This window comes from Rhizorhabdus sp. P4_G5, from assembly GCF_056401065.1.
This window is the reverse complement of sequence record NZ_JBFUKB010000016.1, coordinates 1-16,500: the sequence shown is the minus strand read 5'-3', so window position 1 is coordinate 16,500 and position 16,500 is coordinate 1. Positions and strand designations below refer to the sequence as shown.

The 16,500-nt window shown below is 61.1% G+C and carries 12 protein-coding genes and 1 pseudogene; 5 read left to right on the top strand and 8 right to left on the bottom strand.

What is annotated here, in order from left to right; all coding sequences use genetic code 11:
• Window positions 1–348: FCD domain-containing protein (locus AC1DQK_RS18910; RefSeq protein WP_477873375.1), on the top strand; the 348-nt coding region annotated here is incomplete at its 5' end.
• A gap of 201 nt (window positions 349–549) precedes the next feature.
• On the opposite strand, the pseudogene AC1DQK_RS18905 reads toward AC1DQK_RS18910, so the two are convergent.
• The 7 genes and pseudogenes from AC1DQK_RS18905 to AC1DQK_RS18875 form a co-directional block, all read right to left on the bottom strand.
• Window positions 550–660: pseudogene (locus AC1DQK_RS18905) on the bottom strand (IS66 family transposase); the annotation flags it as partial.
• A gap of 74 nt (window positions 661–734) precedes the next feature.
• Complete coding sequence (locus AC1DQK_RS18900) at window positions 735–1,883, bottom strand: helix-turn-helix transcriptional regulator (RefSeq protein WP_477873373.1); 1,149 nt, start codon at window positions 1,881–1,883, stop codon at window positions 735–737.
• Window positions 1,884–1,903: 20 nt separating this feature from the next.
• Window positions 1,904–2,461 carry a VOC family protein gene (locus AC1DQK_RS18895; protein ID WP_477873371.1) on the bottom strand — a complete coding sequence of 186 codons (558 nt, stop codon included), beginning with the start codon at window positions 2,459–2,461 and terminating at the stop codon, window positions 1,904–1,906.
• Window positions 2,462–2,608: 147 nt separating this feature from the next.
• Window positions 2,609–5,014, bottom strand: coding sequence for a membrane-bound PQQ-dependent dehydrogenase, glucose/quinate/shikimate family (locus AC1DQK_RS18890; protein WP_477873369.1), 2,406 nt, complete (start codon window positions 5,012–5,014; stop codon window positions 2,609–2,611).
• 248 nt (window positions 5,015–5,262) lie between these two features.
• On the bottom strand, window positions 5,263–7,854 hold the full coding sequence (locus tag AC1DQK_RS18885) for a TonB-dependent receptor (protein WP_477873367.1): 2,592 nt from the start codon (window positions 7,852–7,854) through the stop codon (window positions 5,263–5,265).
• A gap of 527 nt (window positions 7,855–8,381) precedes the next feature.
• On the bottom strand, window positions 8,382–9,188 hold the full coding sequence (locus AC1DQK_RS18880) for a sugar phosphate isomerase/epimerase family protein (RefSeq protein WP_477873366.1): 807 nt from the start codon (window positions 9,186–9,188) through the stop codon (window positions 8,382–8,384).
• 12 nt (window positions 9,189–9,200) lie between these two features.
• Window positions 9,201–9,401: an SDR family NAD(P)-dependent oxidoreductase gene (locus AC1DQK_RS18875; protein WP_477873378.1), complete on the bottom strand. Its 201-nt coding sequence runs from the start codon at window positions 9,399–9,401 to the stop codon at window positions 9,201–9,203.
• Window positions 9,402–9,564: 163 nt separating this feature from the next.
• On the opposite strand from AC1DQK_RS18875, the gene AC1DQK_RS18870 reads away from it, so the two are divergent.
• Both AC1DQK_RS18870 and AC1DQK_RS18865 read left to right on the top strand, forming a co-directional pair.
• A complete protein-coding gene (locus AC1DQK_RS18870; protein WP_477873376.1) occupies window positions 9,565–10,446 on the top strand; it encodes a TIGR03619 family F420-dependent LLM class oxidoreductase in 882 nt (293 codons plus the stop codon).
• Window positions 10,447–10,625: 179 nt separating this feature from the next.
• On the top strand, window positions 10,626–11,882 hold the full coding sequence (locus tag AC1DQK_RS18865) for a cytochrome P450 (RefSeq protein WP_477873364.1): 1,257 nt from the start codon (window positions 10,626–10,628) through the stop codon (window positions 11,880–11,882).
• Window positions 11,883–12,203: 321 nt separating this feature from the next.
• Here the strand turns inward: AC1DQK_RS18865 and AC1DQK_RS18860 are convergent, their stop codons facing one another.
• Complete coding sequence (locus AC1DQK_RS18860; RefSeq protein ID WP_477873362.1) at window positions 12,204–13,424, bottom strand: cytochrome P450; 1,221 nt, start codon at window positions 13,422–13,424, stop codon at window positions 12,204–12,206.
• Between the two features lie 480 nt (window positions 13,425–13,904).
• Here AC1DQK_RS18860 and AC1DQK_RS18855 point away from each other — a divergent pair, with 480 nt between their 5' ends.
• Entirely contained in the window at window positions 13,905–14,921 is a 1,017-nt protein-coding gene (locus tag AC1DQK_RS18855; protein WP_477873360.1) for a zinc-binding dehydrogenase, read from the top strand.
• Window positions 14,922–15,006: 85 nt separating this feature from the next.
• Entirely contained in the window at window positions 15,007–16,149 is a 1,143-nt protein-coding gene (locus AC1DQK_RS18850; RefSeq protein WP_477873358.1) for a sulfotransferase family protein, read from the top strand.
• The last annotated feature ends 351 nt before the right edge of the window (window positions 16,150–16,500 follow it).

Below are 16,500 nucleotides of genomic sequence, written 5' to 3'. Positions count from 1 at the left end.
CTCATACTGGCGCTCCATCGCCTGTCACGGACACATCGCGGCGAGACCGGCCAGAATGAAAGCTCGGAATGGGAAAGCCGGCACAAGGACTTCCATCTTGCTCTCATCGACGGCTGCGGCAGCCGCTGGATAAAGCGGATCAGCGCCCAGTTGTTCGACGCCGCGGAACGCTATCGCCTCCTCGCGCTGGAGCAGGTCCTCGAGCGGAACGAGCTGCAGGAACATCGCGATCTGGTCGATGCATGCATCAATCGCGATGCCGATCGCGCGATCGCCTTGCTCGACCATCACTACACCCAGACTTTCGAGGCGATTACAAAATCAGAGCCCAATCCGAAACTAAGTTGAGTGGTACTTCAACAATGCCGGCATCGCGGGCGCGCATGGGCCGCTCCACACCCACGACATGTCGCGCTACGACGATTATCTGCAGACCAATCACGCTGTAAGCTTCGGGCGAGATCCGTGCCACCGGCTGCCTGACCCGCTCGCGGAAGGTCGTTCGGGTAGATCTCAAGAAGCCGCCGACATTGTGTCCAGCGGGAGCGGCGCGTTCTTGCGTGTCAGAACTTGAGGTTTGATAGCTCGGGCGACGACGTCGGAGTAAAGTTCGACCCGACCATCGTCGACGAATAGGTTAAGTCCGCCCCACCGGCCGAGGATTTCAGCATCGCCGACGCGGAACTGCCGGCACGCGAACGAGATATGGTAAATTCCAGTGCGCAGGCTGAGGCTCAGCTGGCGGCACCCATCCTGACCGTGCCACGTTCCTTCGCCGCCTTCGCTCGATAGTCGCTCGGCGTCGTGGCGAACCAGCCGCCGAAGGCGCGCCGGAAAGCCGTGATATCGGAGAACCCGCACCGGTAGGCGATCTGGTCGATTGTCAGCTTCGAGCCGCAGAGGAGGCGCTCCGCCAGCTTCATACGGCATTCCTTCCGGATGGCATTGACGGTGGCATGCTCATGGGCGAGCCGCCGGCGCAGGGTCGGCGCACTCATCCCGAAGGATCGGGCGAGCTGATCCACCTTGGGTAGATCCTCATTCCAGCTAAGCGCAAGGTTCGTCGCCCTGCGTACCCGCTCGATCAAGCTTTCCTGATTGTAGGAAGGCGGGAACAGGTCGAAGGGAAAGTATTCGAACAGCTCGGTCAACTCCCCGAAGGTGCGCGACACGGGGCGATCGAGATAAGCTCGTGAAAATGCGATCGCGCTTTGCTTCTGCTCCAGCTTGGGTTCCTGCTGAAACAGTATGTTGAAAGCCGGCTGCGCAAGCGCCGCCGGAAAATCAAGGAACACATCGGACAAGCGGATTTCGTCGCGTATTAGCCAACTGAAGATCCGATGAAAAGATCCCAGCGCAAACATCATGACCAGAAGCGTCGGCAGATCCCGCACGGCATGACCAAGATCGAGCGTGAGGATTGCCTCATCCCCGACGATGGCGAGACGCATCGCGCCCCGGCCTTCGAGCATCATTTCTTCGAATTGGGAAGCGATCTGGATGGCGGTTCGCAAGTCCGGCGTTGCGATGAGTGACGTGCACAGCAAGTGGAAATAGCTGTAAGGTAGGGCGCGCAGATTTTCGCGCTCGCAGGCGTAATTGTGAAGGGCGACGACGCATTGGTCGGCGAGGGCGGCAAAGATTGGGCGTGGAATGGTGACTGGCCCGCCATCGCGGAGCGCTTGGGCGAGTTGATCGAGCCCGGCATTGGTCAGCACCACTTCGGTATTCAGCCGGGTCTGGCCCATGATATCGACAAGGGCTTTCGCCACCTGCAACGGAATCAAGTCCAGTTCGTTCGGCGGCTGATCGCCGCTTGATCGCGGCGGCCCGACCCGCATCGCCTCACCGGGCATTCGAGGCGAACGGGTGAACTTCTCCAACACGGGGCGACGATGTGTCGTCATGGCACCCCTTCCGGTACCAACGCCCAGAAATCGCGTTTGGGATCAGTGCCGTCCCAATGCTCGGCGATGTCGACGATCTTCTTATAGACGTGATCCAGGGGGCTCGGCAGCGCCAGTTGCAGCAGCAGGGCATCCGGCTTGCCTTCAGGCTCATAATAGGATTCGAAGGCGCTGCCATTGGCATCGACATATTCCATGTGCGGGACCAGCGTCAGCCCGCGCGCCGCCACCTCCTTGAGGGTCGCCTGGAAGTCGTCGCTCATATAAGCGACATGGTGCAGAGCGCCGGACGGATGAAGCCGGATGAAATCCGTAAAGGTCGATCGGGTGTCGTCGTCTTGCGTTACGATCTCCGTCAGCAGACCTGCAACAACGACGAAGGCCGCTGAAACACGGATGTTGATCATCTCGCCGCGATAACGCGCCCTCATCTCCGTTCCGCGGATGAAATGCGCTGGACCGAAACCCGAATCCAGCAGCCGGTCTACGGCTGTGTCCAGATCAGGTACGACATGGGCGACATGATAGGCTTCGGCATCCACGTAGAAGCTCATTTCACATCCTCTCGCAATGCTCATGGCCCGGAGCGGAAAATCCTCTCGCGAGGTTGCCCCCAATCATGCTCCGCCTTCGTACCCTGTCAACATCGGAACGGACGACCGCGGCGAAGTAGCAAGCGGCGAATTCCCACTTTTGCCTCGCTACAGGCGGTACGCAATGACATAGTCGCCTACCTGCGTTCCAATGCCCGCATGGCCGCCAGCGGCGATCACGACATATTGGCGGCGGGTCTTGGCGGAATAGTAGGTCATGGGGGTCGCCTGTCCGCCGGCGGGGAGGCGGCCACGCCACAGCTCTCGTCCAGTGACCGTATCGTAGGCCCTCAGATATCGATCCTGCGCCGCGGCTATGAAGAAGACCCCGCTGGACAACGCGACCGATCCGCCGGTGTTGAACACGCCAATGGGGAACGGCAGGCCGACCCGCATGCCCATCGGGCCTGTGTCGCTCGATGTGCCGAAGGCCTGATGCCAGATGATCTTGCGTGTCGCTAGATCAATGGCGGTAAGTCGGCCCCAGGGCGGCTGGATGCACGGGACGTCGAGCGGCGACAGGAACGGTACCGCCTGCGCGGCATAAGGAGTGCCGACCTGGGGAAGTCCAGCACTGGCCCCACTCTGCTTCTCCGGCGAGCCCCGACTGGCATCGGATGCCCTTTCCGAGTTCGGAGCGATGCTCAGACCCATTTTGTCAGCCTTGGCCCGCGGGATGAGCGTCGTCTTAAAGGGCGTGTGGCTGCTGTTGACGATCAAAATCCCACGCTGCTTGTCGAGCGTGACTCCGCCCCAACTGATGATGCCGGCGCTGCCCGGATAGGAGATCGTGCCCTGCATGGAAGGTGGTGTCAGCGGCCCTTCATAACGCAGTTCGCGGAAGCGGATGCGGCACCAGAGCTGATCGAGCGGGGTCATGCCCCAAGCGGAGGCCTCACTGAGCGGCGGTGGAAGCAGGCTCGGCATGCCCGTGGAAAACGGCTGGGTCTTGGCGGTGAAGTCGCCAGGTACGGCGCCCTGCGGAACCGGCCTTTCCGCGACCGGAACGACTGGCTTGCCTGTGCGGCGGTCAAGCACGAACAGTTCGCCGCGCTTGGTCGGCTGGATCAGCGCGGGTACCGAGCCGTGGGCCGTCGGAAAATCGACCAGCGTTGGCTGCGCAGGAATGTCTTGGTCCCATAAATCGTGATGGATGGTCTGGAAACTCCACCGCAACTTTCCCGTCGCGACATCGAGCGCGACGAGGGCGCTGCCGAAGCGTTCCATCGATGGCGAGCGATGGCGGCCATAGAAATCGGGGGTGGCATTGCCGAGCGGCACATAGACCATACCGAGTTGTGGGTCGGCGGTCAGCGGGGCCCAGGCATTGGGCGTTCCACGCGCGAAATCGCCTCCGCCGGGCCTGTTCCTGTTAATTTCCGCTACTTCGCTGGCGCCCAGATCCCAGGCCCAGGCCAGCTTGCCGGTGACGGCGTCGAAGGCGCGAATGACGCCGGACGGTACGCCCACCTCGGCGCCGTCCATGACGAACGCGCCGACGATGATCTTGTCGCCGATGACCAGAGGGGCGGATGTCGTGAAATAATATCCTGGCCGCACCAGACCCAATCCATGCTTGAGGTCGATACGGCCATGCGCGCCGAACTGGGGGCAGGGCTGGCCGCTGGTAGCGTCAAGAGCCTGCAGCCCGCCGTTGGTGATGGGGGAGATGATGCGCTCGCGGCAGATCGCCCCCTCATCGCCGCCCTTGCCTGACGTCGCATAATAGGCAACGCCGCGGCATGCCTTGAGCGGCGACCAACCGTCGTCGACCTTGGGATCATATACCCACAGGCGGCGCCCGGTGGTGGCGTCGATGGCATGGACCTGGGTGTGTGCTGTGCAGATGAAGAGGCGATTGCCGATCTGCAGCGGTGTCGCCTCGAAGGTCCAGGCGATGCTTGCGTCCGCCGGGCCGGGGAAATCTCCGGTGCGATATACCCATGCACGCTCCAGGCGGCCGACATTGTCGCGGCCGATCTGTCCGAGAGCCGAAAAGCGGGCGGCACCGAGGTCGCCGGCGTAGGTCGTCCAGTCGGCTGCCGGTTGGTCAATTGAGGGGATCGCGCCGCCGTTCGGATTGGCCGGCCGCAAGGCCACCAACACCACGGCGGTTCCGAGCGCCACGCACAACAGCCCGCCACCCGTCATCTTCACCAACCCGAACCGGCGGAACAGCCAGGGCATGACCATTCCCATTCCCAGAATCAGCGGTGCGCCCAGGCGGGCGAAGAGCGGCCAGAATTGCGGGCCGGTCTCGGCCAGTGCCCACACCGCCGTGCCGAGCAGGAAGACCCCATAGAGGGCGTAGCCCGACGTCCTGCGCCGGAACAGCAGGATCGCGACCGCGAGCAAGATCGGGCCGGAAATAAGATAATAGGCCGACCCGCCAAGGAGCAGAAGCTTGCCGCCGCCCCACAGGAATAATGCGCCGACAATCAGGACGGCCGTCGCCGAGATAAATGGTTGCGGCGCTCTTTTCGGTGTGGCGTTGACGATCGGTTGTTTGGTCATGCCTTCGCCTATCGAAATTGGTTCCGCTCGATCACATCCTTTGCCGGCGATTGCGCGACATCCATCGTCTGTTGGGACGTCGCTTCCGCCTTGTGCAGGAAGATGCGGCGATGTCTGTCGCCTCGCCGACAATGCGCGAATCGGCAATGGTCCCGCATCTATGGCGGGATGAGCAAATAGAAGGCCTCCGTTCACAAAGATCGGAGGCCTTCTTATATGCCCTCACGCGAGATCAGAGCGGAAGTGGCTTAGAATTTGACGGATCCGGTCACGCCATATGTCCGCGGTTCACCCCAGCGACATTGGGCAAAACCAAGCGTGCTCAGATTGTCCGCGCACGAAACACGATAGACCTCTTTCGTAAGGTTTTGAACCCAGAACGCCAGAGAAACGCCAGATTCGAACAGTTCGTTGAACGAAAGCCTCGTATTGAGGACATCGAAGCCCGGAGTTGGATACACACCGACAGCCTGAATGCCCTTGGTCTTGGAACGGATCGCGTAGTTGGCGCTGAGCAATGTCTTTGCGAAGCTCTCCGGAATGAACGCCATTTTATAGGTCGCGGCCGCCGTAAACGTCTGGCGCGGCACCCCGGGAAACTCCGTGCCGGCCAGGTTCACGCCGCCCGCATAGTCGATCGGATTGGAGGCCGGTGACGAGGGATCGGCGAAGTCGTTGACCGGACGATTCGGGTCGCGCGGCTGTGGGATCACCGAACCCTTCCCGTAACGGCCAACCTGGTAGGAATAGCCGAAATCAAGCGTCAGATCGGGGATCGGCTTGATTGATCCATCGATTTCGACGCCCCTGATCCGCGCCTTGCCGACGTTGAAGATAATCAGATCGGTAAAGGTGCTGCTGCACGCGGCATTGGCGCAAAACTGTACGATATCCTGCGTCTGGATGTCCGTGTACTTGCCGGTGAAAGCCGCAATGTTCAGGCGGTAAGGAACGGTGCCAATATAGCCCTGATGCTTCAGGCCCACTTCAAAATCGGTGAGGCGCTCCGACCCCCACATGGTGAAATCAAGGTTGGCGGTCGTCGGGTTCGGCCCGCCTGCCTTGTAACCGCGACGGTTCGCGAGATAGACGAGGGTGTTCTGAGTCACCTGATATTCAAGCGAGGCTGTCCAGGTGAAGGCCTTGAAGGTTTTCTCGGCCCGGATCGCGCATTCATTGGCGTTGCTCACACTCGATCCGCTGAGGCCGGTGCCATTGCCATAATTGCAGACTGATCCTGGCGCTGCCTGCGACCAGACCTGGAAACTTGCGTTGTTGCCGTTCGCGAAAAAGTTGTGGCCCAGATATTTCTTGTTGTCCGAGGTATAACGTCCGCCAAGCGTCAGGCGCACGCCTTCAAGCCCGATCGTTGAGAAATCGTACGTTCCCTGGCCAAAAATGGCCTTGGAAGAGACCTTGGTAAACTCATCGTCATAGCGGGGCCCGGCGCCAGTGAAATCGAAAGGTCCGGCCATGGCACTGGATACGTTTGAGAAGAATTTGTCCAGATGGCTGTAGAAACCCCCTACGATGAACTTCAAATCACGATACTCGCCAATGATCTGAAGCTCGTCCGTAAAGGTCTTGTCCCTCTGGTTGTAATTAGGTGTGAAGTCAATGAAATGGCCTGGAACGGTGATGTTTGGGAGACCGAAGAACGGTCCAAGATTGACCGTAAACCCACCAATGCCCGACGTATCCTGATGATCGAATGAACGCTCGTGGCGGTAGGATATGATGTTCCGGATCGTCAGATTATCGCTCAGTTCGAACGAGGTGTTGTTGGAGACGCCAAAAGATTTCACATAAGTTCCCAATGCCTGAAGCGGGTCATATACGCCGCCGCTTGGAATTGTAGTGCCGATACCCGTCGGCGTTTCGATCCGATATGGGTTGCCCCTGCGGACAAGCAAGGCATTGGCGTTTCCCGCCGCGTCTGCGGCAAGAACCGGAACTCCTCCGCCCAGCGCGCTTTGCTGGGTCACACCCTGGGCGACCAGACCACCGAAGGGATGAAGGAGATTCGCCGCTTCGACCAGAGTCGGGGTCTGCAGTTCATCGCGATGCAGGAAGTCAAAAGTCGTCAGGCTTTCGAAGCGATCATCAGGCTTCACCAGCAACGTCAAGCGGGCGCTTTCACTATGGCGGTTATTAGCGTCCTTCCCGCCTGGAAAGGAATTTTTGTAGACGCCGTCGCGCCGTTCGATATTTCCTGCAAAGCGGACCGCGACCTTGTCTTGGACCAACTGGGTATTGAAGATGCCCAGCGCGGTTTTCCGGTCATAATTGCCATATTCCAATTCGATCCGGCCCGAGGTTTCGAAGGCCGGACGCGTCGTGGCGAACACCATGGCGCCGCCCATCGAATTCTTGCCAAATAGCGTACCTTGCGGCCCCTTCAACGCCTGCACGCTCTGCATGTCGTATAGGGTCAGTGCGCGCGTACCCTGCGGAACGCCATTGACATAGGCAACGACATTCTCATCGGTGTAAAATTGCTGGCGCTGACCGCGAAGGGAAAACTCTGCAATCGACGGGGTGATTTGATTTTGCCTGATCTGGAGATTGGGCACGCTGAACTGAAGATCGTTTACGCGATCGACGTTGCGCTGTTGCAGCGCCGCGCCAGCAATGGTCGTAACCGCGATGGGGACTTTTTGCTGATTTTCCTCGACTCGCCGTGCGGTGACAATGATTTCTTCAAGACCACCCTGGCCTTGCATCGAAGCGGGTCCAGTCGTTGGTGAAGGCCCCGCGGCATCAGACGATTTCTGCGCCAGCAAAGGCGCAGATACGAGCGCCAGCGCCGATCCACACAGATATAGCGATGATCGTTGCATATTGTCCTCCCTCGAAACCCGAAGCGCAGAAGGATTTCGGTGCTTTGCACACGTCGAAATGCTCCGGCTGGCCTTATGACCATTTGCGATCCAGTTATGGGATTGGCCTTGGCTTGGGGAGGGCATAATCGCTCAAAATGAGGGCGAAATCAGTCAGTGCCGAGCTATGTCAAACAGCAGAAGCGAAGGTTTTCCTGACCGGCCTCGAGGAGGCATAGATCCTCGCGCCTGCGCGCTCCTCGTCCCTTCGGATGAAGGATGGTTCAACGTGCGACGCCAGCAACTGCGACGATAATTGTTCCTCACCGGGGAGTCGCATATTTACGCCGACCAACGGGTTTTCGACCGACAAGCTCGACGCCCTTGTCGAGAATTTCGATCATAGCTTCGACTATCAAGCGTGATGCTGGCGGCGAGGCATGACCTGCGGTGCGTTTTACCACCGCAAGGCCGAGCGCCCCGGCTGAGCACCTGCGGGCGTTCCGGAGTGATCTCCACGCCGATGGTCATACCGGCTTCGGCCGCCTCTAGCGCAAGCGGCCGCTCACCGCCCTTGCCGCCTCAATGCTGCGGCGTGCCTCGGCCAGCAGCTGCGGGCTGGTAACCGGGATGCCTTGGGGCACTTCCACGCCGACGACGAGGTTCGCCGGCAATGCCTGCAAGAAGGCGGTGATCGGGAACTCTCCCGTTCCGGGGACCAGCCGGCTGCTGACCGCCTCATGCTCCCATCGGTCCCGCGGCAGCGTCCGTGGCCCGTCGCAGAGCTGCGCTGCGCCAAAGCGCAGCCCGTCGCGCTCGAGATCGGCAGGTGAGCCGCCAGTTCTCATCAAGTGGAGGATGTCGACCGAAACCGCCGCGTTTGCCGCCGCGGTCGCCTCCACGATCCCGCAGGCCTCCGAGAGCGTCGACACTTCTGCGAAGGCAACGAACTCGAGCGAAATCTGCAAATCATAGGGCTGCGCCATCTCGCAGAGCCGGCCGAACTGATCAGTGGCTCGGTCACGCTCCGGATCGCTGATCATTACGATACCGCGATCCACCCCGAGCCGTGCAGAGATTTCAATGAGCCGCTGGAAGCGCTCCGCGTCGAAGTTGCTGTCGATCAGAAAGCCTTCGGCCGCATGAATCCTGACCCGGCTCGATTTAAGCCGGGCGACCATCTCGTCGGTGAGACCGGGACGCTCGAGGAAGGACGGCGCCGCTATCCTGTACGAGCCGGTATCGAGAATGAGGCTAATCAACTCGACTCCAAGCTTTTCGGCCGTATCGACAATCTGAGTCGGTGAAAGGCCAAGCACGGTCATGTGCTCCAGCGAGAGGCGTAGATCGTTCATTCGACTGCTCCCTTATCCGGCGTAGCGGCCTGATCTCGACGACATGTTGACGATCGAGCGGTTGCCGCGGGCCAGCATGTGGGGCACCGCGGAATTGGAGGCGACAAAGACGCCGCGCGGGTTTACCGCCCCGATGCGGTCCCAGCTCTCGATCGGCGTATCGAGCAACGTCATATCCTCCGATAGCACCGCCACCTCGTTGTTGACGAGGATGTTGGGCCCGCTCGACGCGCGCTTGTAATCGTCCGTTCGAACGAGGTTGCATGGCGTGTTTATGGGTAGCCGTTGACGAGACGCATCGTATGGGACGGCATGCGATTAGCGGTCCAGAGGCACTCGAAGCGGGGCTAGCGGCGTCTAAGTCTAGGAGGATGACCTGAAGTTCTGGCAGAATCTGAGTTGGATCGAGATCGACCAGCAGGTACATTGCGCGCGTCATGCCGAGGAACTCGGCTTTGACGGGGTGATGCATGGTGATCATTTCTGCTTCCCCGAAACCCTGCGTAGCCGATACCCGATGACGCCCGATGGCGCACCGCCGATGCCGAACGACTGGCCCTATCCTGATCTCTGGGTGACAATGGCGGCGCAGGCGGCGGTAACCAGTCGGCTGCGTTTGGTGGCCGGCATCTACACGATGGCCACGCGCCACCCGATCGTAACCGCCAAGGCGACGGGTACGCTCGCTCTACTCTCCGGGAACCGCGCGATAATCGGTGTCGCGCCGGGCTGGATGCGGGAGGAGTTCGACGCAGCCGGCGTGCCCTTTGAGCGGCGCGGTGAGCGCCTCGACGAAGCGATCGAGGTGACCCGCAAATTGTGGCGGGGCGGCAGTGTCGAGCATCGCGGCGAATTCTACGCATTCGATGCGATCCGGATCGATCCGATGCCCGGCTACAACCCGCCCATTTATATAGGGGGATCGAGCGAAGTCGCGTGGCGACGTGCGGCTCGGCTCGGCGATGGTTGGATCGGTGGGGGCAACCTGCCGGAGGAGATCCCTGCGATCATCACCCGGTTGCGCCTCCTTCGCGAAGAGGCCGGGCGAGCCCAGCTACCATTCGAGACGATGTTCCCGCTGACGCGCGTTGCCACAGTCGACGAGCTCAAGCGTCTGCATGAGCAGGGAATGGATGCAACCGTGACTTTCCCCTTCGTAATGGAGCTCGGTCTCCACTCGTCGCTCGACGACAAAAAGCGGGTCATGGATAGGTTTGCGAAGGAATATCTGCGGGCTTTTGCTCACGGTGGTAGCTGAACGGCGACCGGATGATGATTGATTTCCGTAGCCTGATCGCGCCGCACGCGCCTTGACGGCCGATCGATACCATTTAACATCGATCGGCTGCCGACGAGCAGGTCGAGTGTCACGGCCGCGGCGAAGGCGCATTCGATCGGACAGAAGAGCACGATGGGAGAGGGCTTGCGATCATGGGCGTGACCACGGAAGATTCTCGGATCCGGATCGATTTCGACCAGCATTCGCCCGAACATGCGGCGCACGCCGCCACCCATTTTCGTGCCGCGCGCGACCTGAGCCCCGTCGCCTGGTCGAGCCATCATGGCGGCTTTTGGCTGATTTCCGGATATAAGGAGGTCTTCACGGCGCTCCGTGACCCGAAGACTTTCTCATCGGGCCGCTTCCACGATGCGTCCGGCAAGCTCGATGGCGGGATCGGCATCCCGCCCTTGCCCTTCCCCCTTTACCCCACTGAGCTGGACCTGCCCGATTGGGAAGGCCCGCGCATGCTGCTCAACCGCGCGCTCGGGCCGAAGGCCGTGCTCGCCTATCAGCAGCGCGCGCGCGAGTTCACCTCGCTCCTGATCGATCGCCATATCGCCTCTGGCGAGATGGATCTCGTGCTCCACCTGGCGAATCCGCTTCCAGCGCTCATGACGATGCAACTGGTCGGGCTACCGCTCGATCATTGGGCGCAATTCGCGACACCGTTTCACGACTATCCGTCCAGCCGGCCGGGCACTGCCGAGCTCGATCGGGCGGTAGAGGGTATTGGATGGATCCAAGGCCAGCTCGGCGACCTGGTTCGACAGCGGCGAGAGAATCCGCTCGACGATCTCGCCTCCAGCATCGTTACCGCCCTGAAGCCGGACGGAAGCCGATATACCGATGAGGAGGCCGTGGAGCTTCTTGTCCAAGTCGTCGCTGGCGGCGTTGACACCACGACGTCCCTAACGGCGAACGCTTTCTGGCATCTCCACGTTGCTCGCGCCGACCGGAAGCGGCTGATCGACGACCCGTCGCTTTTCGCCTCGGCCACCGAGGAATTCCTGCGCTTCTACACACCCGTGCAAAATCAGGGGCGGACCGTGACGCGCGGAAATGCGCTGGCCGGGCAGACGATCGCCGCGGGCGAGCGCGTGCTCATCTCGCTCGCATCGGCCAATCGCGACGACGGGGAGTTCGAGGACGCCGATCGCTTCGTGATCGATCGGACGCGCAACCTCCATGTCGCCTTCGGCCTCGGCATGCACCGCTGCGTCGGGTCGCATTTCGCGCGCATGCTGTTCGAGATCATGTTGTTCGCGGTGCTCGACCGCATTCCGGACTATGAGGTGATCGAGGACGGCGCCGAACGCTATCATACGATTGCGGCGGTCAATGGCTGGGCCAGGATCCCGGTGCGCTTCACGCCCGGTCCGGTGCTCGGCGCCGGACGAACGCTACCCAGCTAGCCTCGAAGTCGAAAACGCCGAGGCCCGCGAACGTCATCCGGACCATGTGGTCGATTTCGACATCTACAATATCGCGCCAAACCAGGAGAGACGCCCGGGCCAGGCGCGTAGGCGCCAGCCGTAGCTCCGGTGCACTATAGGGCAGCGCCATGCCAATGGTGGGTGGTGCTCGATCGCCAACCAGTCGCACTAATCGACCGTGATCGAGATATCTGCAGGCTGCGGTCGAGTTCTACAAGGGCGTCGACGCAGGGTTCCTGGCCGATCTGGTGGGCGCGCTCGAGCGGCGGGCGGCCACCTGAAGCGACCGCCGCTGTCCGATCAGGCCGACGGCACCTCCCAGCTCAGCGAGAGCTTGCGCATACTGTTCACCATTCCGCGCTCGACCACCGGCGCTACGCCTTCGGTGATGCGGAAATCGGGGATGCGCTTCAACCACTCCTCGATGAAGACACGCATTTCGAGCCGCGCGAGCAGCGCGCCGATGCAACGATGCGTGCCTTGGCCGAACGCGGCGTGGCGCACGTCCTTGCGCTGGAAGTTCACCACTGTGGGATCGGGGAAGCGGCGCGGATCCTGGCCGTGGAACATCGACTGGACAAGGACGCGGTCATCCTTCTTGAATGTCAGCCCCTTGTAGACGGTGTCCTCGGTGACCACCCGGGCCGTCCCCGTTGCGCCGTAATAGCGCATGAGTTCATCGATCGCCTTGGGTACCATCGACGGGTTCTCGGTCAGTTGCCGACGGTGATCGGGATGCCGCGCCAGGAAGCCGGCCATGAAACCCATTGTCGACATGACGGTGTCGAGCCCCCCAAGCAGGGCGTTCATGTTCATGCTGTGGCGTTCGCTATAGGTCATGTCGCGATCGAACACACGGCCGCGCATGACCTGCGAGATCACGTCCCCTGCGTCGCTGTCGGCGCGCTCCGCCATCAGCTTTTCGAGATAGGTGGCCATGCTGCCATAGCCCCACTGCCGGTTCTCGAAGCTGGTCGGGTGAACCGCGGCGTCAGACCATGCGAGCAGGTCCGCCCTGTCTTCATCCGGAAGGTCGGCCATCCGCATGAATATCACGATCGGCAGGATCGCGGCGAATTCAGTCACGAACTCGCATTGTCCACGGCCGATGAAGCCTTCGATGAGGCTGATCGCCAGATCGCGGACTTGCGTCTCGAGCTTCATGATCTCGGCGGGGGCGAATGCCGGCTGGAGCACCGCCCGATAGGCCAGATGCTCCGGGTCGTCGGTCTCTAGTGGAATGTTCAGAACCGGCGTCGTCCCCTTGGGCAGGCTGATCTCTCGCATCGAGAATAGAGCGCCGTTGCGTTGCGCGACGTCGATATCCTCTGCGCGGACCAGCACCCAGTGTCCACTGTTGCGCGGTGTCCAAAAGATGTCGGGACCCGCATGCAGTCGCTGTGCGATCTCCACCTGAATGTCACCGGTGACCTCGGACGGCGCCTCGTAAAGATCATAATCGTAGACCACGTCATCAGGGACGTGATCGGGCTTGGGGCTGAGCACTACCGGCGCGTTCATGGTGGAACTCCTGTGCTGGGGCAGACCGGAATGGTGTCATACCGGTTGGTCCGCCCGTCTAGTCGTGAATAGGCGTCGAAACGTAACCCCGCCAGGATCCAGCTTAAACATTGGTTTGCTCAATAAAAGAAAGTTTTTGTGGAGGGAAAGGCGATCGGCGCCGTTCGGACTCTGGGGAGCCTGATTACCAAGCAGTCGCAGTTGGTTACGCCGCGAATGGAGGGGCTCCCTCCACAGATATAGAAAAACCGCTCTAAATGCCAAAACGGGCACCCCGAGGTCAAGCGCATCTCGTCCGCCTCATTCTCACGAGCGCGGTGGTGATCGCATAGTCCTTTACGTCAATGTGCTCCACATCGATCAAAAAGCCAGCCATATTGCCATATGGCAACTGCATGATGAATGCTTTTGTATAGAGATCGGATCGAAGAATGCGGAGTGATCATGCCCGCCCGCCGATCATGGGATGAGGAAAGCTGAATGCGCGCGGTGATGTTTCGTGGTCCCGACAAGCCGATAGCTCTGGAAACCGTTCCCGATCCCACGCCGGGCCCGGGCGAGCTGATCTTGAAGGTCGGGCGTTGCGGCATCTGCGGATCGGATGTTCGCCTGACAGAGCAGCACGGATGGTATCTGATCGATACCGCGTTGGGTCATGAATATGCCGGCGAAGTCGTAGCGATGGGCGCGGGCGTGGATGACTACAAGATAGGCGACATCGTTACGGGCATGCCCTCGGCGGGATGCGGCCAGTGCAGGCCCTGCGTCGAAGGTCTGCCGCTATTCTGCAAGCATCCGGAGAAGATGATCAACTGCACCGGCGCTTTCGCTGAATATGTGCGGACTGTCGGCCGCACCTCGGTGAAGCTGCCGTCGTCGCTGTCAATGGCGGATGGCGCACTGGTCGAGCCGCTGGCCGTCGGCCTGCACGGCGTCGCGCTGGCGAAGATGCCGCCGGGTGCGCGCGTGCTGGTGACGGGCGCGGGCGGCATCGGCCTGGCCGCAGCCTACTGGGCGCGCAAGCTCGGCGCCGGGAAGATGGCGGTCATCGCGCGTTCGCGCAAGAAAGAGCAGGAAGCCCTGCATATCGGCGCTGACGCCTTCATCCTGACAGGCGAGAATGAAGTGGAGGAGGTCAAAGCGGCGCTCGGCGGCCAGCCGGACGTGGTGTTTGAATGCATCGGCGTGCAAGGCGGCCTGGCACAGGCGATCAATCATGTCCGCACGGATGGCACCGTCATATCGCTGGGCTTCTGCACCAAGCCCGACCCGGTGCTTCCTGCACTGGCGACGTGGAAGCAGGTCCATCTGATCTTCTCGATGGCCTATTCGCTCGGCGAGTTCCAGGCGACGGCCGACATGCTCGATCGCGGCCATCTGGAGCCGCGCGCGTGGGTGGGCGATCCGATCCCGCTCGTCGCTGTGCCCGACAAGATCATGAGCATGCGCGCGAATGGATCCACCGAAGTCAAGGTTCAGGTCGATCCCTGGTTGTGAAGAACTGCTGGCGGCTGAAAGCCACCACCATGATTATGTGCAAGGGACAGCTCCAGCGCATCTAACGAGGATGAGGCCATGAAAAATGCAGGCTGACCTGACCCCATTTGACCTCGAGGCAACGGTCGAACAACTCCATCGCGAAGCGATGGCGCACACCGGGCTGAGCAATTTCGGACCCCGCGATTACCGCGAGCCTTTCGCCATGCTGGCAGCGCATTTGGCCTCGCCGGAATTGTCCGATGTGGGCCGCGCCATGTATCACGGAGATCTTGTTACGGCGCTGTGCGGCCGGCTTATCCGCGAGGACGAGTGGAAGAAGCACCCCGAATACAAACAGCGCAGCATTCCCGCGCCGCTGGTGATCTGCGGCGTGCCGCGCACCGGCACTACGGCGCTGCACAAACTGCTTTCGGTCGATCCGCAGTTCCAGGGTCTCGACAACTGGCTGACCTCGTGGCCAAAACCGCGTCCGCCGCGCGCAGACTGGAACGACGAGCAGGGCTATCAGGAAGCGCGGGCACGGCTGGACAAGTTCTTCGAACTGATCCCCGAGATGCGCATCTCGCATGAGATGGTCGCCGATGAGGTCGATGAGTGCCTTGAAGTTTTGCGACTCGATTTCGTCGCGAACCGTTCGCCCTCGTCATATGACCTGCCCGAATACGACGCCTGGTATCAGGCGCAGGACGAGCGCGGAGTCTATCGCCGGCTGGCAGACACGATCCGGCTGATCGGTCTCAACGACGATCGCACCTGGCTTCTCAAGAACCCCGGTCACTTTGCTCAGATCGAGGCGCTGCTCGACGCCTTCCCCGACGCGCGCGTGATCATTACGCATCGCGATCCCATGAAGTCGCTGCCGTCGCTCTGCAGCGTATTGGCGGGCGTGCGGCGTATGACATATGCCGATCCCGACCTGACCAGGCTGGGTCCGCGAGAGGTGGCTTATTGGGGCAAGGCGAAGCAGAAGACAGAGGCCTTCCGCAAGCAGCACTCGAGCGACCAGTTCCTCGATGTCGATCATCGCGACCTTCATCGCGATCCGATGGACGTCGTGCGCCGCATCTACGATCACTTCGGGCTCGAACTGACCGACGAGACGGCGCGTGCGATGGAGGACTGGCTCGCCGCCAACCCCGCCGGCAAGCACGGCGAACATCGCTATGAACTCGCGGACTACGGGATCACCGAGAAGGACATACGCGACGCAATGGACAAGGCATGATCATGGCCAGCACCGCAATCCGTCCCGCTACCGCCGTGCCTCTCGCCGGATCGAGCTGATCGAGGGCAAGGGGCTGGGACTTGAGCTATACACTGACGGGATGATCGACGGCCGCGACATCCGCCAGCACCTTTGGCTATTTTATCTCTAGCGACGAGGAATGGCCCGAGCTGGAAGCAAGGCTGAAGGACGAAGGCAGGCCCTAGGCTGAATCGACATTCAGCACCAGAAGCTGAGGGCAGCGAGGCATAGGCTAGCGAGATAGTTTTGCGGGATGCGATCGTATCGTGTGGCGATACGGCGTAGCTGCTTGAGTTTACCGATGGTCCGTTCGATGCGATTGCGCAGCTT